Here is a 24,684-nt window from a genome sequence, read left to right as displayed (position 1 = left end):
ATCACCCCCATTCAGGACGGTACGTGCTCAGCCCAGCGGCGACCAGACCGCCAGTTGCCGCACCAGGGCCGCCTCCCCGGTCACCCGCAGCGGCCCCGGGTCGTCCCAGGGCAGTCGGCGGTGCAGGGCGAGCAGCAGGTCGCTCGCGGGCGCGGACACCGTCGCGTCCGCCTCCGGGCGGCCCGCCCCGGCGGAGCCGCGGACGGCCGAGGCGCCCGTCGCGTCGAGTATCAGCGTCCAGGCGCGGCCCTCGTCCGCGACCAGCGCGACCCGGGCGGGGGAATCCGGCCAGCCGTCCATCGCGCCGAAGGTGACGTGCAGCAGCTCGTCCAGCGCGTCCAGCGCCACCCCCGGGGGCACGGGTTCGGCCGCCCCCGCGGCCTCCTGCGCGTCCCGTACGTGCACGGCCGCCTCCCGGACCTGCTGCCGCGCGACCGCCCCCGCCGTGGCGCGGGCCCCCGACTCCGCCCACCACGTCCAGCACGGCGCCCCGGGCCCGGCGGCGCGCAGCGCCCCGACCAGCGCCGCCGTACCGGCCGCCGACCACTCCAGCAGCTCGCCCGCGGGCGTGCGGTGCGGCACCTCCGCGTCGGCGGGCGGCCGCCGCGCGGGGCCCGCCGCGACGACCGCGGCCCAGAACCGCTGCGTGGCTCCCATGTGCGCCACCAGATCCGCCACCGTCCAGCCCGGGCACGCCGGGACCCCCGCGCCCTCCGGCGCCGCGCGCACCGCCGCCCGCAGCGCGGCGGACCGCTCCTCGATCAGCCCCAGCCGGCCGTCGAAGGCGTCCGGCGAGGAAGGCGGCGGCGAGGAGTACGGGTGCGCGGGAGGCGACTGCGGCGGCGACTGCATGCCTTCCGTTGTAGCAGCGAAGGACGACATACCGACCCCTGCCGCACACCCCCGGCGGGACCGGCCGCCCCGCAACGGAGTGCGGCTTGCGGGGCTTTGGCCGAATCCGGCCATGGGGGGCCTGTTCACGGCGCCGCGAAGGCTGTTCCATGGTGATCGTCAGACCCGCGGGACGCACCCGCCCCGCGGCGGCCCACCGCACCCGCGCGGTGCGGCCCACCAGCGAGAACCGGATGAGGTGTCCTTGGCTACGACCGTGACCGCCACGACGGTGCGCCTACCGGCCGCCCCGCTCGGCCCGGAGAATCCGCTGCCCGCGCTGCACCCGAACGGCGAGCTGCACCGGATCGACCCGGCCGACCTCCCCGGGCTGCCCGCCGACATGGCCCGGCAGATCGGCTACGCGCCGCTGCGCACCGTGCTGCCGGTGCGCGTCCTCGACGGGTACGGCCGGGACCGCGCGCCCGCCGACCTCGACGCCCTCGTCGTCGAGAACGACCGGCTGCGCGCCACCGTGCTGCCCGGACTCGGCGGCCGGCTCCACTCGCTCGTCCACAAGCCGACCGGCCGCGAGCTCCTCTACCGCAACCCTGTCCTCCAGCCCGCCGACTTCGCGCTCGCCGGCGCCTGGTTCTCCGGCGGGGTCGAGTGGAACCTCGGCGCCACCGGCCACGCCGCGCACACCTGCGCCCCGCTGCACGCCGCCAAGGTGCCCGCCCCGGACGGCGGCGAGATGCTGCGGCTGTGGGAGTGGGAGCGGCTGCGCGACCTCGCCTTCCAGATCGACTTCTGGCTGCCCGGGGACTCCGACTTCCTCTACGTCGGCGTCCGGGTGCGCAACCCGCACGACCGCACCGTGCCCGCCTACTGGTGGTCCAACACCGCGGTCCCCGACACCGACCGCACCCGAGTCCTGGCGCCCGCGCAGGCCGCCTGGCACTTCGGCCACCAGCGCCGGCTGCGGCAGGTCGGCCTGCCCGCGCCCGAGCCCGGCGGCCCCGACGTGAGCTACCCCGGCGGCTCCGAGCACGCCGCCGACTACTTCCTCGACATCCGCGGCGACGACCGCCGCTGGATCGCCGCGCTCGACGGCGACGGGCAGGGCCTCGTCCAGACCTCCACCGACCTGCTGCGGGGCCGGAAGGTCTTCTGGTGGGGCCGCGGCCGCGGCGGCCGCCGCTGGCAGGAGTGGCTCACCGAACCCGGCACGGGCGGCTACCTGGAGATCCAGGCGGGCCTGGCGCGCACCCAGTTCGAGCACATCCCGATGCCCGCCGACACCGACCTGTCCTGGCTGGAGGCGTACGGCCCGCTGGCCGCCGACCCCGACCTGGTGCACGGCGCCGACTGGGGCACCGCGCGCGCCGAGGCCGCCGCCCGGCTGGAGGCCGCGCTGCCGCGCGCCGCAGTCGACACCGCCTACGCCGACTGGCTGGAGCAGGCCGACGCCGAACCCAAGGAGATCCTGCACACCGGCTCCGGCTGGGGCGCCCTGGAGGCCGAGCGCGGCCACCTGCGGCTGCCCGGCACGCCCTTCGACGCCACGACCCTCGGCGAGCAGCAGAAGCCCTGGCTCGAACTGCTGCTGGCAGGCGTCTTCCCGCGCCCGCCGGCGGGCGCCGCGCCCGGCCCGGGCCTGGTCGCGCCGCAGTGGCGCGAGCTGCTGGAATCCGCCGACACCTACCCCGGCAACGAGTGGTTCCGCGACTACTACCTCGGCATCGCCCAGTGGGCCGCCGGCGACCAGGCCCAGGCCGTCCGCAGCTGGGAGCGCTCGCTCGCCGCCCACCCCTCGCCGTGGGCCGCCCGCGCCCTCGCCGTCGCCGACGCCGCCGGGGGCCGCACCGAGCAGGCCGCCGACCGCTACACCGCGGCCTGGGACGAGCTGGCGGCCACCGCCGAGCAGTACGGGCCGCAGGTGCGGGACGTGCAGCGCGCGCTGCTCGCCGAAGCCGTGCCCGTACTCCTGGACGCCGGGCGCGCCGCCGAGGCCGGACGGCTGCTCGCCGCCCCCGCCCTGGACGGGGGCGCCCCGCTCGACGACGGCCGGATCCGGCTGCTGCGCGCCCGTACCGCGCTCGCCCGCGGCGACGCGCCCGCCGCCCGCGCCCTGCTGGACGCCGGGATCGTCCTCGCCGACCTGCGTGAGGGCGCGGAGGAGCTGAGCGACACCTGGACCGCGGTGGCCGAGCGGCTGGTCGCCGGGGAGGGCGAGATCACCGACGCGGTACGGGCCGAGGCCCGCGCCGCGCACCCGCTGCCGGCGCACTACGACTTCCTGATGCGCCCCGAGGAGAGCTGACCGGCCGTCACCGACCGCCCCTCCCGCGGCGAAAACCGTTGGCCCGCGCGTGACCCGCGCGGCCACAGTGGTGAGCGCGTCCCCGGCGGGTCCGGGGGCGACCACACCACATCACCGGGGGAGGGGACAGCCATGTCCACACTGCGGGTGACCGCCGAGCGGCTCACCATCACGGAGCACCCGAACGCCGACGCGCTGGAGCTGGCGCAGGTCGGCCTGTACCGCGCCGTCGTCGCCAAGGGCGCCTACCGCACGGGGGACTTCGCCGTCTACATCCCCGAGCAGGCCGTCCTGCCCGACCCGCTGATCGGCGAGCTGGGCCTGACCGGGCGGCTCGCGGGCGGCGCCGCCAACCGCGTCAAGGCGGTACGGCTGCGCGGTGAGCTGTCCCAGGGCATCGTCTGCCGCCCGGCCGCGCTCGGCGACGCCGACCTGGAGCGCGCCGCCGCCGAGGACGAGGACTTCGCGGAGCGGCTCGGCATCACCAAGTGGGTGCCGCCGGTGCCGGTGTCGATGAGCGGCGACGTCGAGTCCGCGCCCGACCTGCTGCCCTGGACCGACATCGAGAACCTCAAACGCCACCCCGGCATCTTCGCCGCCGGCGACCTCGTCACCGTCACCGAGAAGCTCCACGGCACGGCCTGCTGCCTGACGTACCACGCGGACGGCGGCACCCTGCACGTCACGTCCAAGGGTCTCGGCTCGCAGCGCCTCGCCCTCGTCGAGGCACCCGGCAACCTGTACTGGCGCGCCGTCCGCGGCTACGGCCTGCCCGCTCTCGCCGCGGAGCTGGCCCGCACCCTCGGCGCGGCCAGGGTCGGCATCTACGGCGAGGTCTACGGCGGCGGCGTCCAGGACCTCGGCTACGGCGTCGACGCGCGCCGCGAGCTGCCCGGCTACGCCGCCTTCGACGTCTGCGCCGACATCGGCGGCCGGCTGCGCTGGCTGGACCCGGCGGAGCTGCCGGTCGGTGACCTGCCGCTCGTCCCGCGCCTCTACCACGGCCCCTTCGACCTCGACCGGGTGCTGGAGCTGGCGCAGGGCCGCGAGACGGTCTCGGGGCGCGAGGTGCACATCCGCGAGGGCGTCGTCGTCCGCACCGCCGACGACACGTACAGCCCCGTCCTCGGCGGCCGGGCGATCGCCAAGGTGGTCGGCGACGCGTACCTGACCCGCAAGGGCGGCACCGAGTACGAGTGAGGCCCGCGCGGCCCGTCCTCCGGGGGGCGGGCCCGCGCCATTTCCCGCCCGGTGCCGCATGGACCGGCCAGGGACGGGTACGCGGCTGGGGGTCAGCGAGACAAGCCACGCCCGCCCAGCGGCGAGAGGACACCCAGCGATGACCGACGACATCAGCCCCGACGGCGCCCTGCCCCCCGCCCAGCGCGCGCTGCACGAGATCGCGAACGGCAGCGAGAACGTCGTCGCGCTCAGCACCCTCGCGGTGAGCGACGTGCTGCTGCCGGTGCCGGGCAGCGACGAGCAGCCCGGTGGCGCCGCCGAGCTTCCTCCCGAGATCCAGCTGCCCGTCTACGAGCAGAACGACGGGCGGCAGCTCGTCCCCGTCTTCACCTCGGAGTCCCGGATGGCCGAGGCCCTGCCCACCACCCGCCGCTACCGGCTGGTCCAGCTCGCCGCGCTGAGCGGTGCCTGGCCCTCGGACGACCTGATCCTCTCGATCGACACCGGCAACGCCGACGCGCTCAGCATCTCCGGCCAGGGCGTCCGCGCCCTCGCCGGGCTGGTCGGCGGCAGCAACTGATGGTGCCGGGCGCCCGCCCGCGGGGGCGGCCGCCCGGCAGGCTACGCTCACACGGGTGAACGAAGGCCCGGCACAGCTTCCCGACCTGGTCATCTTCGACTGCGACGGGGTGCTCGTCGACAGCGAGCGGCTCGCCATCGGCATCGACGTCGAGATGCTCGCCCGGCTGGGCTGGCCCATGCCGCAGGACGAGGCCGTCGCGCGTTTCGTCGGCCGCGCCTTCGCCGACATCGGCGCCGACATCGCGGCCCACCTCGGCCACCCGCTCCCCGAGGGCTGGGACACCGAGTGGCGCCACCGGCTGCGTGTCGCCCTCGACACCCACCTCACCGCCGTCGACGGCATCGAGGTCGCCCTCGACGCGCTCGCCGCCCGCGGGGTGCCCATGTGTGTGGCCTCCAGCACCGGCCACGCGGGGCTGCGCCGCTCGCTCGGCCGGACCGGCCTGTACGACCGCTTCGCCGGCCGCATCTTCAGCGCCGCCGACGTCCCCCGCGGCAAGCCCGCCCCCGACCTCTTCCTGCACGCCGCCCACACCCTCGGGGTCCCGCCCGCCCGCTGCGCCGTCGTCGAGGACAGCCCCTACGGCGTCACCGCCGCCCGCGCCGCCGGCATGCCCTCCTTCGGCTACGCCGGCGGCCTCACCCCCGCCCACCGCCTCACCGGCCCCACCACCACGGTCTTCACCGACATGCGCACCCTCCCGTCCCTCCTGGGCCTCTGACCGACCCGCGGGCCCCCGGGGCGAGTGGAGGGTCTCGGAGAACGGCGCCGACCAGCCCACCACCGGCAGAAGGCCGTGGCACCGGCCGTGAGCGGCACTCCGGAGCGCAGCAGCCGAGCCCGCCACCGCGGGCGGGCCGTCCCGCCGTGCGCGAAGCCCCCGGGAGAGGGAGGGTGGGCATGTGGGGCGTCCACCACCACGGGGGCGACCCCGCGGAGCGCCGAGCGGAGGTGGGCCATGGCGATCTGCGTGCCGTACGGGGGCCGGCCCGACCCCGGCCTGCCCGTGCCGGCGTACTGGGACGCGCATCTGGCCGCCGCCACGTCCGGCAGCGAGGAGGCGGGCGGCGGGCCGCGACTGCTGGAGGCCGCGTGCGGCTACTTCACCCGGCGGGGCCTGTGGAGCGGCCCCGGGCAGGTGGTCGCCGCGCCCGGCGCGGAACCGCTGCTGCTCGCGCTGCTCGCCGCCACGGGCGGCGACCCCGTCCTCGCCCGCCCCGCACCCGCCTGGCAGCCCCCTGTCGCCGCGCTCCTCGGGCGTCCCGTGCACGCCGTGCCCAGCGCGCCCGAGGGCGGCGGGGTGCCCGACCCGATCGCGCTGCTGGAAACCGTCCGCCGGGCCCGCGCGGAGGGCGCCGACCCGCGGCTGCTGGTGCTCTCCGCCGCCGACGACCCGACGGGCACCGTCACCGCGCCCGAACTGCTGCACGAGACGTGCGAGGCCGCAGCCGAGGCCGGGCTCCAGATCGTCTCCGACGAGACCTACTCGGACACCCTGCACCACCGTGACACCGTGCTGCTCAGCCCCGCCGAGATGCTGCCCGACCACACGGCGGTGCTCACCGACCTGGGCGCCACCCTCGTCCCGTCCGGTGTGCCCGTGGCGCTCGCCCGCTTCCCCGCGACCGCGCACGGGACCGCGTGGCGGCAGCGCACCGCCGCCGCCCTCGCCGCGCTGCGCGGCGTCCTCCCGGCGCCCGTCGCCGCCGCGGCCGCGTACGTCCTGGCCGAGCCCGCCGAGGTCACCGGGTTCACCGCCGCGGCGAACCGGCTGCACGCGCGCGTCGCCGCCGCGGCGCACCGGACGGTCACCGGCGCGGGCGGCGTGTGCCGGCCCCCGAAGGCCGGCTTCCAGCTCTACCCGAGGCTCGACGCCGCCGGGCTCGACGCGCCCGCCCTGGAAGCGCGGCTGAGCGCGGCGCTGGGCCGTACCGTCCCCGGCGGCCACCGCTTCGGCGACGACCCGGCCGAGCCCCGGGTCAGGATCGGCACCGGCGCGCTGCACGGCCGTACCGACCGCGAGCGCCGCACCGCGCTCACCGCCGCCGACCCGCTCGCCGTCCCCCATGTGGCCGAGGCCCTCGCCGCGCTCGGCGCGGCCGTCAGCGCGCTGACCGGCACGGTCGAGGTCAGCGGTTCGGCGGGCGTGGGATCGCGGGGCGACCGGCGCTGACTTACGTTCGAGGGGCCACCGCGATCCCCCGGACGGACCGACCCGCCGGAGCACCCACCGGACGAACCCGCACCCCGCACGGAGTCCCGATGACCGATCAGAGCGAACGGATGCCGGCCACCACCGCGACCGCGCCGCGCCCGCCCGGCGAGCGCAGGAACTGGCCGAAATCCTTCGCCGACCGGCTCACCGAACCCCGGCCGGGGCTGCGCACGGTCGTCCGAGCCGTGCGCGAATGCGTCGTCCGGCCGCCCGCGCACACGCTGCGGCAGCTGCCGCTGCTGCCCGTCGAGCCCGGGCCGCTGCCCGACGCCCCGCCCGGCACCCTGGCCCTGACGTGGGCCGGGCACGCCAGCTGGGTCCTGCGCGTCGGGGGCCTGACCGTTCTCACCGACCCCGTCTGGTCGCGCCGCATCCCCGCGACGCCCGCGCGCGTCACGCCCGTCGGCGTGCCGTGGGAGGAGCTGCCGCGTATCGACGCGGTCGTCATCAGCCACAACCACTACGACCACCTCGACGTCCCGACGCTGCGCCGGCTGCCCCGCAGCACCCCGCTGCTCGTGCCCGCCGGACTCGGCAACTGGTGCCGCCGCCGCGGCTTCTCCCGGGTGACGGAGCTCGACTGGTGGGAGGCCACGGAGATCGGCGGGGTCCGCTTCGACTTCGTGCCCGCGCACCACTGGAGCAGGCGCACCCTCACGGACACCTGCCGCTCGCTGTGGGGCGGCTGGGTCCTCACCGACCCCGCGGGACCGCGGCTCTACTTCGCCGGGGACACCGGGTACGGGGACTGCTTCGCGCGGATCGGCCGCGCGTACCCGGGGATCGACGTGGCGCTGCTGCCCATCGGGGCGTACGCGCCGCGGCGCCTGCTCAAGGGGGTGCACGTCGATCCGGAGGAGGCCGTGCGGGCCTTCCTCGACCTCCGGGCGGCGGTCATGGCGCCGATGCACTGGGCGACGTTCCTGCTCTCCAGCGAGCCGCCGCTCGAACCCCTCACCCGGCTCCGCGCGGCGTGGTCCGCCGCGGGCCTGCCCCGCGCGGCCCTGTGGGACCTCCCCATCGGAGCGTCCCGCCTCGCCGGCGGGCGTGGGGTGACGCCACGGGGTGCGCCGTGAGCCCTTCTCCGCGGCCTTCCGCCGGTGGGGGCTGAGCGCGCAGTTTCCCGCGCCCCTTTGCGCTGCGGGGCGCCGCTCGCGGTGGGGCTCGCGACCGTCCCGCCGTCGTGGGTGGTCGCGCAGTGCCCCCGCGCCACTTCGCTCCGGGGTGCACCTTGCGGTGACCCGCGCGAGCTTCCGTCGGTGGGGGTTGGGCGCGCAGTTCCCCGCGCCCCTTTTCGCTCCGGGCTGCACCTTGCGGTGACGCGCGCGAGCTTCCGTCGGTGGGGGTTGGGCGCGCAGTTCCCCGCGCCCCTGTTTGTCGCCGTCTTACGCGGACGCAGCCGCCTTTGCGCCGCAGGGCAGGAGTTTTCAGGAGCGCGGGCAGCTGCGCGACCGGCCGCACACCGGCGGACGAGCGCGCAAAGCACCTCCGGGGCGGCCCGGAGGGTTCGCGTGGCCTCAGGAACGGGCGTGGCGGAGGAGGGCCGGGGCGGCGGCGATGGCGAAGGTGAGGGCCACCGCGAGGGCGACGCCCTGCCAGGGCTCGGGGAAGAGGGAGCCGCCCAGGATCCCGATGAGCTGGTACGTCGCCGCCCACGCGAGGCACGCGAAGACGTCCCCCCGCACGAACTTCCGCAGCGGCATCTCCGCGAGCAGACACGCGACCATGACGGGGATCCGCCCCGCCGGCACAAGCCGGGAGAGCACGAGCACGGCGGCCCCGTGCTCCTCCAGCCGCCGCTGCGCGGTCGCGAGCGTGCGCTCGTCCGCCCGCTCCTGGAGCCGCCGCAGCCACCGCGACCCGCCGCGCGACCGCACGCCGCGAAGCCCCAGCAGGTAGAGGCCGACGTCGCCGATGAGCGCCGCGAGGGAGGCGACGCAGAAGACGCCGAGCAGCGCGAAGGGGTCGGTCTGGTGGAAGGCGACGACCGCCGCGCCGGACACGATCGCCCCGGTCGGCACGACGGGTACGAGCGAGCCCAGCACGACGAGCAGGAAGAGCGAGGGGTAGCCGACGGCCTGCTGGGTGCTCTCGGAGGACGGCGGGCGGGCGGTCGTCGCGGCGGTGGCGAGGAAGCCGATCACCCGGTGGTCTCCCGCCCGGCGGCGTCGGGCACCCGTACGGTCCCGCCGTGCGCGGGGCAGTGCACGGCGACGCCGGGCGCGGTGCGGGCGGCGAGCCGCACGAACTCCTCGCCCGGGGAGTGGAATTCGTGCGGGCGGACCGCGTCCATGCCGATGGGCCAGAACGTGCCGTAGTGCACCGGCACGGCGACGCGCGGCCGCAGCCGTGCGAGGGCCTGGGCGGCGCGCGCGGGATCGAGGTGGCCGTGGCCGAGGAAGGGGCCCCACCCGCCGACCGGGAGCAGTGCGGCGTCGCAGGGCCCGACGGCCTCGGCCATGCCGTCGAAGAGGCCGGTGTCACCGGCGAAGTACGTGCGGGCGGCGCCCTCGACGACGTACCCGAGCGCGGGTGCCCGCTGCGGCCCGAACGGCACCCGACGCCCGTCGTGCGCGGCGGGCACGGCCCGTACGGTCACCGGCCCCGCGTCGAACGTGTCGCCGGGCCCCACCTCGGTCAGCCGCAGCCGGTCCCGCACCCGGCGCAGGGCGGGCACGGCCGCACCGGCGCCGCGCGGCAGCAGCACCCGCGTGCCGGGGGCGAGCCGGGCGAGCGACCCGACGTGCAGGTGGTCGGCGTGCAGATGCGAGACGAGGACGACGTCGGCCCGCGCCGCCCCGGCCGGCGGCACGTCCCCCCGGCGCCGCCGCAGATGCGCGAGCCGCCGGGTGAAGAGCGGATCGGTGAGCACCGTCACCCCGGAGTCCCGCACGCTCACCATGGCGTGCCCCCACCATGTGATCTCCACGTCCACCACCCGCATTCCTCTCACCACCCCTCCCCGCACCGTACGCCGCCGCCCGCTGCTCGCCCCGCCCAGCCCCTCCGGGCAGGAGGCCCGCACCTGCGCGCCGGCGCCCCGCCAGGGGGGACCTCCCGGGCGCGCTCCGGGGGACAACCGCGCGACAAGGACCGGCGGTCGGTCCGGTGAGGGCCTGCCGCACTCCACCGGGCCGGGAGGCCCGGGCCCGCGTCCGCCGGGACGTCCGCGCAGGTCCCGCCGGGGATGTGGCAGGGTGGGAGCCGTGCCTCAGCCGGGTGGGAAGCGGGAACGGGCCGCGGGGCGCGCCGCTCTGCGGGCGGTCGGACGCGTTGTCGTCGTGTGGATGGTGGCCACCGCCACCCTCGCCGTACTCGCGTGGCTGCTGCCGGACTTCCGGATCGAGGCCCCGAGCGGCGACAGCCCGACCCAGATCGCCGTGACGGCGGCATACGGCGCGGGCGCGTTCGGCGTGCTGAGCGCGCTGGTGTGGCCGCTGCTGGTCAGAGCGCTGCTGCTGGTGCCCGCGCTGGTGCTGGGCGCGCTCGTGTTCTTCCTCAACGGCTCGCTGCTGCTCGTCGCGCTGGACCTCACGCCCGGCGGCCGCGGCGAGGTCACGCCCGTGACGGCCGTGGTGATCGCGGCGGTGATGTCCGCGGCCTCCTCCGCGACGAGCACCGCGCTCGCCGTGCGGGACGACGCCGCGTACGGGCGGCGGCTGGCGCGGCTCGCGGGCCGCCGGCGTCGCCGGGCCGGCGATCCGCCGCTGCCGACGACGCCCGGCACGGTCTTCCTGCAGCTCGACGGCGTCGGCCACGACGTGCTGCGCGCGGCCCTGACCGGCGGCTCCCCGGCGATGCCGACGCTCGCGGGCTGGCTCGCCGACGGCACCCACCGGCTCACCGCGTGGCGTACGGACTGGAGCAGCCAGACCGGCGCGAGCCAGCTCGCCATCCTGCACGGCAGCAACCACGACGTCCCCGCCTTCCGCTGGTTCGAGAAGGAGACCGGGCAGGTCATGGTGTGCAACCGCCCCTCCAGCGCCGCCGAGCTGGAGCGGCGGGCGGTCGCGCGCACCGGCTGCCCCGGGCTGCTGGCCGCGGACGGCGCGAGCCGCGGCAACCTGTTCACCGGCGGCGCCGAGCAGTCCGCGCTGGTGATGTCGGTCGCGGCGCAGCGCGGCAAGTTCAGCCGCTCCCGCTCCGGCTACTTCGCGTACTTCTCGGACCCCGCGAACGCGGTGCGCACCGCGTGGTCGTTCGTCGCCGAAGTGGGCCGGGAGATCGGCGAGTCGACCGCGTCGCGGCTGCGCAGGGACCGGCCGCGGATCGGGCGCGGCGGGCTGTACCCGGTGCTGCGGGCCTTCGCCACGGTCGTGGAGCGGGACGTCGCGGTGGCCGCGGTGGTCGGCGACATGCTCGCCGGGCGCACCGCCGTCTACGCGGACCTGGTCGCGTACGACGAGGTGGCGCACCACTCGGGCCCGCACAGCCGCGACGCGCGCAAGGTGCTGGCGCGGCTGGACCGTTCGATCCGGCTGATCGCCGACGCCGCGCGCTACGCCCCGCGCCCGTACCGCTTCGTGCTGCTGTCCGACCACGGGCAGAGCGGCGGCGCGACGTTCGAGGACGCGTACGGCGAGGGGCTGCGCGAGGTGGTGCGCGCCGGGTGCGGGCTGCCGCCGGTGAGCCGCGGCCGCGGCCGGCGTACGGGCACGGAGGCGCGGGCGGCGGCCCGCAGCGCGCTGCGCAGGCCCGAACGCGGGCGGCGGGCGCCGGAGGAGGCGGAGTGCGCGGGGCCGCGGTCCGAACCGGTCGTGCTGGCCTCGGGCAACCTCGGCCTGGTGGCCTTCCCGGACATCCCGGGGCGGGCGACGCTGGAGGAGATCCGCCGCCGCAGCCCGAACCTGCTGCCCGCGCTGACCGCGCACCCGGGTATCGGCTTCGTGATGGTGCGCAGCGCGGAGCGCGGGCCCCTGGCGCTCGGCGCGGACGGCGGCGAGCACGAGCTGGCCACCGGCCGGGTCACGGGGCCCGACCCGCTGGCCGGCTTCGGCCCGGGCGCCGCGGCGGCGGTGCTGCGCGCGGACGCCTTCCCGCACACCGCCGACCTGATGGTCAACTCCGCGGTCGACCCGCGCAGCGGCAGCGTGCACGCCTTCGAGGAGCAGGCGGGCTCGCACGGCGGGCTGGGCGGCCCGCAGTCCCACCCCTTCCTGCTCTCGCCCGCGGACCTGCCGCTGCCGCGCACGCCGGTCGTGGGCGCTGAGGCGCTGCACGCCCTCTTCTACGGCTGGCTCGCCCCCGCCGGCGGGCCCACCCCCACCGCGAACGGGCCCGTCTGCGAGCCCGCCGCCGGCCCGGTCCGGAGCCGCGTCCCCGCGGCGCGACCCCCCGCCCCGCGGACACCGGGCACCGCCGTCCGCCCCTGAACGCTCGCGCGCCGCGATGGCGGCACGAGGTGCGCGTACCGCCCCCGGCGGGCTACGCCGTCGCGCCGCCGTCCAGCACCAGGTCCGTGCCGACCGTCGCGCCCGCCTCGCGGGAGGCGAGGTGGAGGACGGCCGCCGCGACCTCCGCGGTGCTCGCGGCGCGGCCGAGCGGCAGCTCGGCGCGCAGCCGCTCCGCCTTCTGCGCCGGGGTCTCGCCGGGGCGGGTGGACATCGGGGTGTCGACCGGGCCGGGGCTGACCGCGTTGATCCGGATGCCCTCCGCGATGTGGTCCAGCGCGGCGGTGCGCGTCAGCACGCTGACCGCGGCCTTGCTCGCGGCGTACGCGCCCAGGCCCGCGGCCCGGCGGTGGGCGCCGATGTTGGAGGCGATGTTGACGATGGCGCCGCCGCCCCCCTTGCGCATGCGCGCGATCTCGTACTTCATCGACAGCCACAGCCCGGTGAGGTTGGTGTCCAGGGTGCGCCGCCAGTCGTCCTCGGCCATGTCGCCGACCGGGCCGGGCGCGAGGAAGATGCCGACGCCGTTGACGGCGACGTCCAGGCCGCCGAGCCGGTCGGCTGCCTCGGCGACCATGCGCTCGGCGTCCGCCGCCTCCGTGACGTCGGCGGTGACGGCGACGGCCGTGCCCCCGGCGGCGGCGGCGAGCGCGACGGTCCCGTCGAGCGCCTCCCGGGTGCGGCCGGCGACCGCGACCCGGGCGCCCTCGCGCGCGAAGGCGAGCGCGACCTCGCGCCCGATACCGCTGCCACCGCCGGTGACGAGCACGGCCTGGCCGGTGAACCTGTCGGACATTGCGTCTCCTGATATGAGAACGAACATTCTGGAATGAGGGCGCGCGGGGCCCGGACCGGGGGGTGCGCCGCCCGTACGAAGGTGCCGCACGGGCGGGAGTCAGCCCATGAGTGCGAGCACCTGCTCCGCCGCGTCCCGCGCCCGCTCGGGGTCCGCGCCGGCCTTGCCGACCACCCGCATCCCCTGGAGCAGCACCAGCAGCATCCGGGCCAGCCCCCGCGGGTCGCGCCCGGCGGGCAGCTCGCCCTGCGCCCGGGCGCGCAGCAGCGCCGAGGTCAGCGCCGTCTCCAGGACGGACCAGCTGGCCTCCACCCGGCGCGCCGCGGCGCTGTCGTGCGGGGCCAGTTCGACGGCGGTGTTGGTCATGAAGCAGCCGCGGCGCAGCTCGTCGCACGCGGATTCCGCCGCGAAGCGCCCGACCAGCGCGCGGACGGCGGGGAGTGCGGGGCCCGGCCGGGACAGCTCCTCCAGCAGCACCGGGTCGCACAGTTCGCCGTAGCGGCGCAGTGCGAGCAGGTAGAGGTCGTGCTTGCTGCCGAAGGTCGCGTAGATGCCGGCCCGCGCCACGCCGAGGCGTTCGACGAGCGCGGACATGGTGGTCGCCTCGTACCCCCGCTCCCAGAACAGCTCAAGTGCAGCCTGGAGCGCGGCGTCCGGGTCGAACTCCTTGGTCCTGGCCATGGCCAGGACCCTAGGTCATAGCAGAACGAGCGGTCAAGAATAGTGCGAACGTCAACTCGTGGTTGACGACTGAGATCCGTCAACCTACCGTTGACGCATGGACAAGCACCCCGTACGGCTCGACGACCTCATCGACTTCGTCAAGAACCAGCACCCCGGGAGCGACCCGCTCCAGAACCTCGAACACGCCGTGACCGTCGCCGCGCACCTCGACGACGTCGCCGACCACCTCATCGGCCACTTCGTCGACCAGGCCCGGCGCGCGGGCGCCTCCTGGACCGACATCGGCCGGCACATGGGCGTCACCAAGCAGGCCGCCCAGAAGCGCTTCGTGCTCAAGGGGCCCGAGGACTTCGACCTCACCGAGTCCGGCTTCACCCGCTTCACCCCGCGCGCCCGCAACGCGGTCAGCGCCGCCCAGGAGGAGGCCCGAGCCGGACGGCACGCCGTCATCGGGCCCGAGCACCTCGTCCTGGGCCTGCTCGCCCAGCCCGACACCCTCGCCGCCCAGGCCTTCACCGATCTCGGCACCACCCCCGACGCGGTACGCGCCGCCGTCACCACGCCCGGCACCGAGGACGAGCCGCCGGCCGGCAACCTGCCGGTGAGCGCGGCCGCCAAGAAGACCCTGCAGCTGATCCTGCGCGAGGCCCTGCGGCTCGGCCACAACTACATCGGCACGGAGCACATCCTGCTCGGCGTCCTCAGCGACGACCAGGAGCCGTCCGCCCGGGCGCTCACCGGCCTCGGCGTCACGCACCAGGCCGTGGAGCAGTGGGTGCTGGCCACCCTGGCGCGGATCTCCTGGAAGAGCGACGACCAGCCCAAGGCCCCCGGCGCCGGGACACCCTGAAGGCCGCCCGCCCGCCTCCGCACCCCGCCCGCCTCCGCACCCGTCCGCCCGTCTCCCCGTACGCCGGACGGGCGCGGCGACGGCCCCGCAGGGACCGCCGTCGCCCCGCCCGGCGGGGTCTCAGCTCTTGCGCAGCGCCAGCAGCCGGTAGACCGGGTCGCCGCGCGGCACGTCCGGATCGGGCAGCCCGGCTATGCGCGCGGCGAGCGACTGCTGCTCCGCATCGTCCAGGGACAGCGCCGACGCGAAGTAGCCGCGCGCCACGTCCTGCGCCGCCCGCTCCGGGGACTTGCCCTGCCCGTGCCCGGTGAAGCGCGCCTCGCCCGCCCGGCCGAGCCCGTGCTCGCAGGCCACCGCGCGCACCCGCTCGTCCGCGTCGTACGCCGTCCGCCGCGACCGGAAGGGCGCCATCAGCTCGTCGACGTCGCTGTCCACGTCATGGCCCGAGTCCTTGTCGACCGTCGTCACGAACACCCCGCCGGGCCGCAGCACCCGGGCGCACTCGGCTATGACCCGCGGCGAGTCCGGCAGCAGGTGCAGCAGCCACACCGCGCACACCGCGTCCAGCGAGGCGTCGGCGAAGGGCAGCCGGTGGCAGTCGCCGAGCACCACCGCGCCGCCCGTCCGGCGCGCCGCGAGGCGGGCCATCCCGTGTGCCGCGTCCACGCCGAAGACCCGCAGGCCCGGCCGCGCCAGCCGCTCGGTCAGCAGCCCCGTGCCGCACCCCACGTCCAGCAGGGTGCGGGTCCGCTCGGGCAGGAGCGCGAGCACGGCCCGTGCCGCCGCCCGCGCTCGCGGCTCCCCGCCGCGCGTCGCGTCGTAGCGCGCCGCCTCCACCTCGTAGTCCAGCATGCGGTCGATGGTAGGTGTCGCAGATGAACTCCCGGCTGCCCGGGGGCTTGCACCTGTGTTACGTACCGGTGCGCGCGGCCCGGGCCCGGCGTGAGGCCCGGGCCCGGCGTGAGGCAGGAGCCCGCGGGGCGGGCGGCTCAGCCGAAGGCGTCCGGGTCCGGGCCCAGGCGCGTGCCGTCGTCGAGGGCCGCCAGCTCGGCCAGGTCCTCCGGCGCCAGCGCGAAGTCGAAGACGTCGATGTTCTCCCGGATCCGCGACGGCGTCACCGACTTGGGGATCACCACGTTGCCCAGCTGGAGGTGCCACCGCAGCACGACCTGCGCGGGAGTCCTGCCGTGCCGCTCGGCGACCCGGGCGACGACCTGGCTTTCGAGCAGGCCCTTGCCCTGGCCGAGCGGCGACCACGCCTCGGTGGCGATGCCCAGTTCGGCGTGCACCGCGCGCAGTTCGGACTGCGCCAGCTGCGGGTGCAGCTCGATCTGGTTCACCGCGGGCACGGTCGGCGAACCGTCGACCAGCCGCCGCAGGTGCGCGGGCTGGAAGTTGGACACACCGATCGCCCGGGCCCGGCCGTCGGCCGCGATCCGCTCCAGCGCGCGCCACGTCTCCGTATACGCGTCGCGCCGCGGCTGCGGCCAGTGGATCAGGTAGAGGTCGACGTAATCGAGCTTCAGCTTGCCCAGCGAGGTGTCGAAGGCGCGCAGGGCGGAGTCGTACCCCTGGTCGCTGTTCCAGAGCTTCGTGGTGACGAACAGCTCCTCGCGCGGCAGTCCGGAGGCGGCCAGCGCGCGGCCGGTACCCTCCTCGTTGGCGTACAGCGCGGCGGTGTCGATGCTGCGGTAGCCGGCGTCCAGCGCGGTCGCGACCGCGGATTCCGCCTCGTCGTCCGGCACCTGCCAGACGCCGAAGCCGAGCTGCGGCATCGTGACGCCGTTGTTGAGGGCTACGTCGGGGACCTTGCTCACGAGAGGTCGGGCCTTCCTTGGGTCGGGGGCGGTGGGCGTACGGCCGGGCAGGCCGCAGCCCGCGGTCCGCGGCGGCCGGCGGGCCGGAGCGGACCGAGCACGTACAACCCGGCGCCCGATCGCCGCATTCCCCCGCCCGGCGGTGACCTCAGCCGCTAACCTCACGCGCGGGGGGCCGGGCCCGGCCCGGGAGTGAGGGGAGCGGGACCGATGGCGGGGCGGGGAGCGACGGCGGAGCAGGGCGCGCGGGAGGGCGGCGCGCCCGCGGCGCCGCGCGGGCAGTGGCGCCGCGGGGATCTGCAGGCGCAGCCCTTCCCGGCCGTTCCGGTGGCCGCCGCGACCGACCCGGCGGTCCAGCGCGAGACGCTGGCGCGGCTGCGCGAATGGGCCGAGCTGGACGCCGAGACCGCCATCGCCTGGTACCTCGACGACAAGCGGCTCAAGCGCATCGGCTCGCGCCTGCTCCAGGGCCTCGCCATCGCCTGCGCCGTGGCCGGCGCCGCGGTGCCGCTCGGCACGGCCGCCGCCGGCGGCTCGGGCCAGGGCTGGGGCTACGTGCTGCTCGCGGTCGCCGCGGGCTGCAAGGGCTTCGACCACTACTTCGGGCTGAGCGCGGCCTGGATGCGGGACATCACCGTCGCGCACGCGCTGCGCACCGAGCTCAACGCGGTACGGCTGGAGTGGGCCACCGACATGCTGCGCGCCGGACCCGCAGCAGCCGACCCGGACCGGCTGCTGGAACCGGCCGAGTTGGAGCGGCAGTTGGCCCTCGTCGCCCGGCTCGCCGGCTCGGTCCGCGCCCGCATCGACGGCGAGACGGCCGACTGGCAGGCCGAGTTCAGCGCCGGCATCAGCGAACTGCAGGGCCAGCGCACGCTTCCGGGGGTGGAGCGCTGAGCGGGACGGGCTTAGGGGGCGGCCGCGCGGGCGCGGGCGGGACGGCGGGCCGATGAGCAGGATCCTCACGGTGGTGACCGTGGACGGCGTCGAGCACGACATCGAGCTGTACGCGCCCGAGTCCGCGCGGATGTGGGACCTGTCCGCGCGGTTCGGTCGGGAGTGGGCGGCCACCGTGCGCGTCCCCGAGAGCACGCCCGTGCCGCTGTCCTACCCGCGCCGCGCAGGCGCGACGGCACTGCGGCTCTACGCCGGGAGCGAGGAGCTGCCACCCTGGCTGACGCTCGCGGAGTCGCCGCTGCGCGACGGCGTGCGCGTCGGGCTGGGGAAACCACTGGTCCGGCCGCCGTACTCCGTGCGGCCGGCGGACGGCGGGCAGGTCGAGGCCACGGTGCGGATCGTCACGGGGGAAGGCGCCGGGGCGGAGGCGGTGGTCACCGACGAGATCCCCCGGGCCGCCGCCCTCTTCCCCCGCCAGCTCGCCGAGGGCGACGGCCTCGTGGTCGACTTCGCCGGCGAGTTCGTCCGCCAGACCAACCTGCTGGTCCCGACGGTCAGCCTCGGTGAGAGCCGCGTCGTCAGGGCCACCGGCGAGCCGGCGGTGCCCGGCTGGGAGCCCCCCGCGCGGGGAACGGTCTGGAAGGAGGGCACGCTGCTCACCGTGGGGCGCAGCTGCCTGCTGTGGTTCCGCGGGGAGCCGACGGAGTTCGGCGCCCTCCCGCCGGGCGACCACGGCACGCTGCTGCTCGACCCGCGGGCGCGGTCCTCGCCCCGTCCGGTCCTTGACGGCGTCCCGCAGCCGCCCGCGACGGCGCCCGTCGCACCCGAACGCCGGTACTTCTCCTACAGCCGGGCGGCCCGCGAGGTGCGTGCGCGGCGGCGCCACCAGGACCGCTTGCTGGAGCTGGTCCTGTCCGCGGCCGCCGACGTCCCGGTGCTCTGGCCGCGGTGGCAGGAGCGTCGGACGCTGGAGGAACTGGCCGACGCGGCCGTGGACCGGCTGGCGGTGTCCTACCCCGACCCGGCGGCGCTCGCCTGGGACATCGTCCGGCGCCCGGCCACGCTCTGGCAGCGCGGCCCGCAGGACGCCGACTTCCTGGCGCTGCGCTGCGGGCTGCGGACCGCCTTGCCGGCGCCGGCCGAGGGGCAGAGCGAGCCGGACCGCCACTCCCCACTGGGGGACCGCGCCCTGCCCGCCGTCGCCGTACTGCCCCGGCACCGCGTCACCGGCGTCGTCGGCACCGGCGACCGCTCTCGGCGGCTCGCGTCCTGGCTCGTCCTCCAGGCCGCCGCCCACCACAGCCCCGAGGACGTCGCCGTGCGCGTGCTCACCGACGCCTCGGGCGCTGCCGACTGGCGGTGGACGCGCTGGCTCCCCCACTCCTCCGCGGCCCTCGACGAGGACCGGGCCCCGCGCGTGCACGCCGACCCCACGTCGGTGGCGCGGCAGATCGACGCGCTGCTGCGCCTGGTGACCGACCGCCAGAGCGCCGCGTCGGCGGCGCGGTCCGCAGGCGCCTCCGGCGGGCCGCCGGCGCCGGACCGGAGTGCCGCGTCCGCGGCGCCGTTCGCCGACGGTCCGGCCGACCCCGCAGACGCTGCTCGGGCCGCCGGAGCAACGCCCGACGGGCGCGCGGCTTCTGCGAAGTGGTCCGGCGGGGCTCCCGGCCCGGCATCGGCGCCGTTCGCAGACGGTCCGGCCGACGCGGCAGGGCGCGCGGCAGCCCGCGGTGCCGTGCCGTCCCCCGGCAGGGGCGGCGCTCCCGGCGCCTCGGCTCCGGACAGCGCGGCCGGTGCCCCCGCCGTCCGCCACCGCCCCGCCGTCCTGCTCGTGCTGGACGGGATACGCCGGCTGCGCACCCTGCCGGGCGTCGGCCGGCTGCTCCAGGAGGGGCCCGCGGTCGGGGTGCACCTGGTCTGCCTGGGCTCGGAGGTACGCCAACTGCCAGCCGAGTGCGGCTACCTGGTCGACATCGGCGACGGCACCGGCTCGACCGCCGGGCCGGCCGGCGGGCCCGCGCTGCCGGTGCTGGCCGACCTGCCGCGGCCCGGCTGGTTCGAGGCGGCGGCCCGCGCCCTCGCGCCGGTACGCGACGCCGGGGCCGTACGGCGGGCCGCGGACCTCGCGGCCCTGCCGCTGCCCGAACTGCTCGGGCTGGACGTCGCCGACGTCGAGGAGTGCGCAGGGACGGTCGAGGCCCGCTGGTCGGCGGTGCCGCGCGCGACGGCCGCGGTCGTGGGGCAGGTCGCCGCGGCGCCGTTCGCGCTGGACCTGCGCGCGGACGGCCCGCACGCCCTGGTCGCGGGGCGGCCGGGTTCGGGGCTGGTCGAATTCCTGCGCAGCTGGGTCGTCTCGCTCGCGGTGGCCAACCGGCCGGACGAGATGATCTTCGTGCTGTTCGACGACCGGGGCGGCAGCGCCTTCGGCCCCGCCGCCGAGCTGCCGCACGTCACCCGTGTCGTGACCGACATCGACGCCCGGGAGGCCGAACGCGTCCTCGGCCGGCTCTTCGCCGAGCTGCGCGCCCGCGACGCGCGCCTCGCCGCCCACGCCGTCAAGGACGTCGACGACTACCAGCGGCTGCGCGACCGCGACCGGTCGCTGCCGCCCATGCCCCGGCTGGTGCTCGTGGTCGCCGAACTCGCCGACCTCGCAGGCGGCCGCCCGGAGCTGCGCGCCGGGATGCTGGACGTCGCCCAGCGCGGCCGCCCGCTCGGCATCCACCTGGTGCTCGCCACCCAGCGCCCCGCGGGCAGCGTGACCGAGGGCATCAGGGCGACCACCAACCTGCGGATCGCGCTGCGGCTCGGGGACGCCGCCGAGAGCGCCGCCGTCGTCGACGCGCCCGACGCGGCCGGGATCCCCCGCTCCAGCCCCGGCCGGGCCTTCGTGCGTACCGGGGTGCAGGAGCTGACGGAATTCCAGGCCTCCGTCGCCGTCGACCTGGTCTCGCCGATGTCCCCGGCGGCCGCGATCACCGTCCGTGACCTCGACACGCCCCGCTCCGTGCCCGTGCACGACGGCGCCGTGGCCGTACGCCCCGCCGACCCGCCCGGCGGGACCGACCTGGACCTGCTGGTGGCCGCCGTACGGGCCGCCGCCCTGCGCACCGGGGTGCAGCCGCTGCCCGGCCCGCTGCCCGAGCCGCTGCCCGCGGTCGTCAGCCTGCCGGAGCTGCCCGGCCTCACGGAGGTGCCCGAGCCGCCCGGCGGCGCCGCGGCACCGGTCGGCGTCGCGTACGGGCTGGAGGAGCTGGCCGACGAGGTCGGGAAGCAGCCCGCGCGCTTCAACGTCGCCGGGGAGGGGCTGCTGGCGGCGACCGGCGGGCCGCGCACCGGCAAGTCGCAGTTCCTGCGCACCCTGGCTGCCGCCCTGGCGGAGCGGCACTCCACCGCCGACGTCCACCTCTTCGGCGTCGACTGCGGCAACGGCGCCCTCCAGGTGCTCGGCCGGCTGCCGCACTGCGGCACCGTGGTCACCCGGGGCCGCCCCGACCACCTGGCCCGCTTGGTCAGCCGGCTCACCGCCGCCCTGCACACCCGCCGGCAGCTCTTCGCCGAAGGCGGCTTCACCGACCTCGCCGCGCAGCGGCAGGCCGTGCCCGCCGACCGCCGGCTGCCCCGGCTGGTGCTGCTGGTCGACCGCTGGGAGGGGTTGCGCGAGCTGACCGGCCGCGTCGACGGCGAGCGGGTCGCGGAGGACCTGCGGCTGCTGATGCGCGACGGCGGCCCGGTCGGCATCCGCGTCGTGCTCACCGCGGACGCGGCGGGCCTGGACGAGCGGACCGCCGCGCTGGTGACCGACCACCTGGTGCTGGACCGGAGGGACAAGGACGACTACCGGCGCCTCGGCGTCGACCCGCCGCTCGGCCACCTGCAGCCGGGCCGCGCCCTGCGCGCGTTCAGCGCGTGCGAGGTGCAGATCGCGCTGCTGGAGGGCGGCCCCAGCTCGCGCGGGCAGAGCGACGCGCTGGCCGCGCTGGCCGCCCGGCTGCGCGAGCGCGACGCGCACGTCCCGCACACCCGGCGGCCGTTCACCATCGACGACGCGCCGCGCGCCGCCGAGCAGTTCCACGTCGGCCCCGGCATGGGCCGCCCGGTCGGCCGGGAGGACGTCCTCGCATGGCTGCGCGACCGGCAGTCCACCGGCGCCTCGGCCGCGCTGCTCGGGCCGCGCCGGGCGGGCAAGACCTGGGTGCTGGAGGAGCTGTCCCGGCGGCTGGCCGCGGACGGCGGCCGGGAGGAGGTCCACCGGCTGGCCGTGCCGCCGCCCAGCGCCCCCGTCGACAGCCCGGACGCGCTCGCCGGCATCCTCTGCCGCACGGTGCGCGACGCCGCGAGCCCCGCCGAGGCGCTGCTCGACAAGGCCGCGTCCGGGGGCGCCCCGCTGGTCTTCCTGCTCGACGAGGTGGGCCGGCTCGCCGACTACGACCCGGTCGCCGTCTCCTGGCTGCGCGACCTCGGCCAGGCGGGCGCCTGGCTGCTGTACACCGGCACGGAGAAGGACTGGCGGACGGTCGTGCGCCGGGCGCTCACCGCGCCGGGCTCCAGCTTCGGCAACGACGTCAACGCCCGGCTGCTGGGACCGCTCGACGAGGAGGCCGCGCTGGACTTCCTGTCCGGCACCGCCGCCAACCTGGGCGTCGCCATCGACCGCGACACCACGGCCGCCGCCATCGTCCGCACCGTCGGCAGCTGGCCGTTCTACCTCCAGGTCGTCGGCGACGCCGTCGTACGCGCCGTCCAGGGCAACGACCTGAGCCCGCTGACCGGCGACGCGGCGCTCCGCTCGCTGGTCGAACGGCGGCTGCTCGACGAGTGGTCGCTGCACTTCCAGTCCCGCTGGGCCGAGATCGGCCCCGCCGGGCGCGCCGCGCTGCTCGCCGACCCCGGCGAACTGCCCGCCCGCGCCACCCCCGCGCAGCGCCAGGACCTGCGCGACGCGGGGCTGCTGCGCCCCGGCGAGCAGTGGCTGCACGACCCGCCGCTGCTCGGCTGGATCGCCAGGAACGACATCTCGCTGCGTGACGGGGAAACAGGGGAGTGGGCCGTATGAGCGTCTTCCGGCCGAGCCAGTCCTACCGCGCCGACCTCGACGTCAGGCTCGGCAACGGGCGGATGCCCAGCTGGATCCGTGCCACCGCCGAGGGCGCCGCGCCCAACAGCGCGGCCTGGGTGGCCGTCATGCCGCGCCGGGCGGGCAAGACCTGGCTGGCCCAGGGCATCGCCGCCGCCCGGCCGCCGGGCGGCACCGTCCGGGTCGACCTGCGGTCCCCGGCGTCGGTCCGCACCACCCGGCTGGGCTGCCTGACCGGGGCCAAGGCAGCGCCGCCGGCCGGTCCCGGGCAGCTCGTCGTCGTCGACGAGCCCGCGCTCGCCCGCCCCGGCGGTCCCGGCGTCGACCCCGCCGTCCTCGCCGCCGGCCTGCACCGGATACGCGACACCGGCGCCACCGCGCTGGTCCTCGCCACCCCCGCCGAGAGCGCCCTGCTCGTCCCGCACCTCGGCCCCGACGTGCCCAAGGACCTGCTGCGCCCGCCCGTGCTCGACGCGGACGAGTGCGCGCGGATGGCCGCCCGCGCACCGCAGTGGGCGCCCGCGCTCGTCGAGCGGCTGCGCGCCGCCGACCCCGGCTGGCTGCACACCACCTTCCTGCTCGAACTCCTCCTGCACACCGCCGAGGAGCACCCCGAGCTGCGCACCGGCGAGGGGTACGCCGCGCTGCTGCGGGCCGCCGCCGAGGAGGCCGACGACCGGCACGAGTACATCCGCCAGTGGTTCCGCGGCGGCCTCGCCGAGACGCACCGCGCCGCCCTGCGCGCCGCCCGCTGGCGGGCCGCCGGCCTCCCCGCCGCTGCTCGCCCCGTGCAGGACAGCACCCTCCACGTGTACGGGGCCGCGTCCGGCACCGGGGGGCCCGTGCCCGGGCACCTGCGGCCCGGCGGGTCGCTCGCCGACGACCCGGTGCTCGGCCGCCACCTGCCCGAGGTGCTGCGCGTCCACCACATATCCGACCTGCACCACGGCGGGCGGCTCTCGGACACCGTCGACGCCAGGGACCTCACCGGCGCCGGGCAGGCCATCGCCGCCCTCGCCGGGGCGGGCACCGCGCTCGACAGCTACCTCGACCACGTGCGCCGGCTCGCCGACCGGGGCCGTGCCCCGCACCTGCTCGTCGTCACCGGCGACCTCGTCGACCGCCCGCTCGACGGCCACGGCGAATGCGCCCGCGCCTGGCTGGCGGAGCTGGCCGCTCTCCTCGCCCCGCACCGCGACCTGCGGGACGACGACCCCCGCGTGCTGCTCGTCGGCGGCAACCACGACGTCTCCTGGGACCTGGCCCTCGACGAATCCCCGCAGGCCAGGCACCGCTGGTTCGCAGCCGCCTTCGACGGGCTGCCGCACCCCGACCTGCACCTCGCCGACCCGGGGCAGCGCCGCCTCTACGTCGACTACCCGGACGTCGGGCTGCGCTTCGCGCTGCTCGGCAGCGCCGAGTCCGGCGGCGAGGCGGCCCACGACGCCGACCGCGAGCGGCTGCGCGCCTTCCAGGAGCGGTACGTGGCCGCGAACGCCGGGGCGGGTGCGGACATCGCGGCCCTCGTACGGGACTTCGAGCGGCACGACCCCGGCGTGGTGGCCCGCGGGGTGCTCGACCGGCTCGCGCCGCAGCCCGGCGTCGTCACCGTCGCCGCGCTGCACCACCCGCTCTCGCCCGTGCCCGCGGTCGAGGTCGCGCCGTACTCCGGCGTCGTCAACGCGGGGCAGGCGAAGCGCGCGCTGGCCGCCGCCCGCACGTCCGTGGTGCTGCACGGCCACACCCACCTGGGCTTCGCGGCGGCCGAGCGGCTGCTGGACGCGGGACCACCGTGGACCATGCGGATCGCCGGCGCCCCCGCGCTGGCCAGCCGCGAGACGGAGGAGCGCAACGGCTACAACGAGCTGTTCGTCGCCCGTGAGGGCGGCGACCACACGCTCGCGCTGCGCACCGTCCGGCTGGACGGCGGCCAGTGGACCCCGGGCCCGGCGCACGCCTTCCGCCCCGGCGCGGCCGAGGAGCACGACCTCGCGGCGCTGTGCGCGGACGCGTGAGTGCGCTGCCCGCCGGGCCGTCAC

At 77.2% G+C, this 24,684-nt stretch carries 18 protein-coding genes; 11 read left to right on the top strand and 7 right to left on the bottom strand.

Annotated features, from left to right (window positions below; translation table 11 throughout):
- Positions 1–27 precede the first annotated feature (27 nt).
- Positions 28–852 carry a maleylpyruvate isomerase family mycothiol-dependent enzyme gene (locus tag IH54_RS0118345; RefSeq protein ID WP_078862321.1) on the bottom strand — a complete coding sequence of 275 codons (825 nt, stop codon included), beginning with the start codon at positions 850–852 and terminating at the stop codon, positions 28–30.
- A gap of 244 nt (positions 853–1,096) precedes the next feature.
- Here IH54_RS0118345 and IH54_RS0118340 point away from each other — a divergent pair, with 244 nt between their 5' ends.
- The 6 genes from IH54_RS0118340 to IH54_RS0118315 all read left to right on the top strand — a co-directional run bounded on the left by IH54_RS0118340 (position 1,097) and on the right by IH54_RS0118315 (position 8,210).
- A complete protein-coding gene (locus tag IH54_RS0118340) occupies positions 1,097–3,154 on the top strand; it encodes a DUF5107 domain-containing protein (protein ID WP_031518087.1) in 2,058 nt (685 codons plus the stop codon).
- Between the two features lie 132 nt (positions 3,155–3,286).
- Positions 3,287–4,354 (top strand): RNA ligase (ATP), encoded by a 1,068-nt coding sequence (locus IH54_RS0118335; protein ID WP_031518083.1) that lies wholly within the window; start codon positions 3,287–3,289, stop codon positions 4,352–4,354.
- 139 nt (positions 4,355–4,493) lie between these two features.
- Positions 4,494–4,916, top strand: a complete 423-nt coding sequence (locus tag IH54_RS0118330; RefSeq protein WP_031518081.1) for an SseB family protein — start codon at positions 4,494–4,496, stop codon at positions 4,914–4,916.
- Positions 4,917–4,971: 55 nt separating this feature from the next.
- Complete coding sequence (locus IH54_RS0118325; protein WP_031518079.1) at positions 4,972–5,640, top strand: HAD family hydrolase; 669 nt, start codon at positions 4,972–4,974, stop codon at positions 5,638–5,640.
- A 237-nt stretch (positions 5,641–5,877) separates the two neighbouring features.
- Entirely contained in the window at positions 5,878–7,092 is a 1,215-nt protein-coding gene (locus tag IH54_RS0118320) for an aminotransferase class I/II-fold pyridoxal phosphate-dependent enzyme (protein WP_052397595.1), read from the top strand.
- An 89-nt stretch (positions 7,093–7,181) separates the two neighbouring features.
- On the top strand, positions 7,182–8,210 hold the full coding sequence (locus tag IH54_RS0118315) for an MBL fold metallo-hydrolase (RefSeq protein ID WP_052397594.1): 1,029 nt from the start codon (positions 7,182–7,184) through the stop codon (positions 8,208–8,210).
- Between the two features lie 441 nt (positions 8,211–8,651).
- On the opposite strand, the gene IH54_RS0118310 is transcribed toward IH54_RS0118315, so the two are convergent.
- On the bottom strand, positions 8,652–9,278 hold the full coding sequence (locus tag IH54_RS0118310) for a DedA family protein (RefSeq protein ID WP_031518073.1): 627 nt from the start codon (positions 9,276–9,278) through the stop codon (positions 8,652–8,654).
- Positions 9,275–10,069: an MBL fold metallo-hydrolase gene (locus IH54_RS0118305; RefSeq protein WP_031518071.1), complete on the bottom strand. Its 795-nt coding sequence runs from the start codon at positions 10,067–10,069 to the stop codon at positions 9,275–9,277. The genes IH54_RS0118310 and IH54_RS0118305 overlap by 4 nt, the downstream gene beginning before the upstream one ends.
- 352 nt (positions 10,070–10,421) lie before the next feature.
- On the opposite strand from IH54_RS0118305, the gene IH54_RS0118300 reads away from it, so the two are divergent.
- A complete protein-coding gene (locus tag IH54_RS0118300; RefSeq protein WP_031518069.1) occupies positions 10,422–12,506 on the top strand; it encodes an alkaline phosphatase family protein in 2,085 nt (694 codons plus the stop codon).
- 52 nt (positions 12,507–12,558) lie between these two features.
- Here the strand turns inward: IH54_RS0118300 and IH54_RS0118295 are convergent, their stop codons facing one another.
- Positions 12,559–13,320, bottom strand: coding sequence for an SDR family NAD(P)-dependent oxidoreductase (locus IH54_RS0118295; RefSeq protein ID WP_031518067.1), 762 nt, complete (start codon positions 13,318–13,320; stop codon positions 12,559–12,561).
- Positions 13,321–13,419: 99 nt separating this feature from the next.
- Positions 13,420–14,001, bottom strand: coding sequence for a TetR/AcrR family transcriptional regulator (locus tag IH54_RS0118290; RefSeq protein ID WP_031518065.1), 582 nt, complete (start codon positions 13,999–14,001; stop codon positions 13,420–13,422).
- Positions 14,002–14,098: 97 nt separating this feature from the next.
- Between IH54_RS0118290 and IH54_RS0118285 the strand changes: the two genes are divergently transcribed.
- Entirely contained in the window at positions 14,099–14,854 is a 756-nt protein-coding gene (locus IH54_RS0118285; protein ID WP_031518063.1) for a Clp protease N-terminal domain-containing protein, read from the top strand.
- Positions 14,855–14,974: 120 nt separating this feature from the next.
- On the opposite strand, the gene IH54_RS0118280 is transcribed toward IH54_RS0118285, so the two are convergent.
- Together IH54_RS0118280 and IH54_RS0118275 are read right to left on the bottom strand one after the other, a co-directional pair.
- Entirely contained in the window at positions 14,975–15,706 is a 732-nt protein-coding gene (locus IH54_RS0118280) for a class I SAM-dependent methyltransferase (protein ID WP_031518061.1), read from the bottom strand.
- Positions 15,707–15,843: 137 nt separating this feature from the next.
- Positions 15,844–16,671, bottom strand: coding sequence for an aldo/keto reductase (locus IH54_RS0118275; protein ID WP_031518059.1), 828 nt, complete (start codon positions 16,669–16,671; stop codon positions 15,844–15,846).
- A 210-nt stretch (positions 16,672–16,881) separates the two neighbouring features.
- Here IH54_RS0118275 and IH54_RS0118270 point away from each other — a divergent pair, with 210 nt between their 5' ends.
- The 3 genes from IH54_RS0118270 to IH54_RS0118260 are packed head-to-tail and all read left to right on the top strand — an operon-like array spanning position 16,882 to position 24,660.
- The gene (locus IH54_RS0118270) at positions 16,882–17,568 is read left to right on the top strand and encodes an SLATT domain-containing protein (RefSeq protein WP_031518057.1); all 687 of its coding nucleotides are present in this window, start codon (positions 16,882–16,884) and stop codon (positions 17,566–17,568) included.
- A 52-nt stretch (positions 17,569–17,620) separates the two neighbouring features.
- Positions 17,621–22,624, top strand: coding sequence for an FtsK/SpoIIIE domain-containing protein (locus IH54_RS41745; RefSeq protein ID WP_052397593.1), 5,004 nt, complete (start codon positions 17,621–17,623; stop codon positions 22,622–22,624).
- Complete coding sequence (locus IH54_RS0118260; protein ID WP_031518053.1) at positions 22,621–24,660, top strand: metallophosphoesterase; 2,040 nt, start codon at positions 22,621–22,623, stop codon at positions 24,658–24,660. The genes IH54_RS41745 and IH54_RS0118260 overlap by 4 nt, the downstream gene beginning before the upstream one ends.
- Positions 24,661–24,684 lie beyond the last annotated feature (24 nt).

It is taken from the genome of Streptomyces sp. NRRL F-5123, from assembly GCF_000721495.1.
Lineage (GTDB): Bacteria > Actinomycetota > Actinomycetes > Streptomycetales > Streptomycetaceae > Actinacidiphila.
Note: the sequence above shows the minus strand (reverse complement) of the source record. Positions and strands in the feature narration are given on the sequence as shown.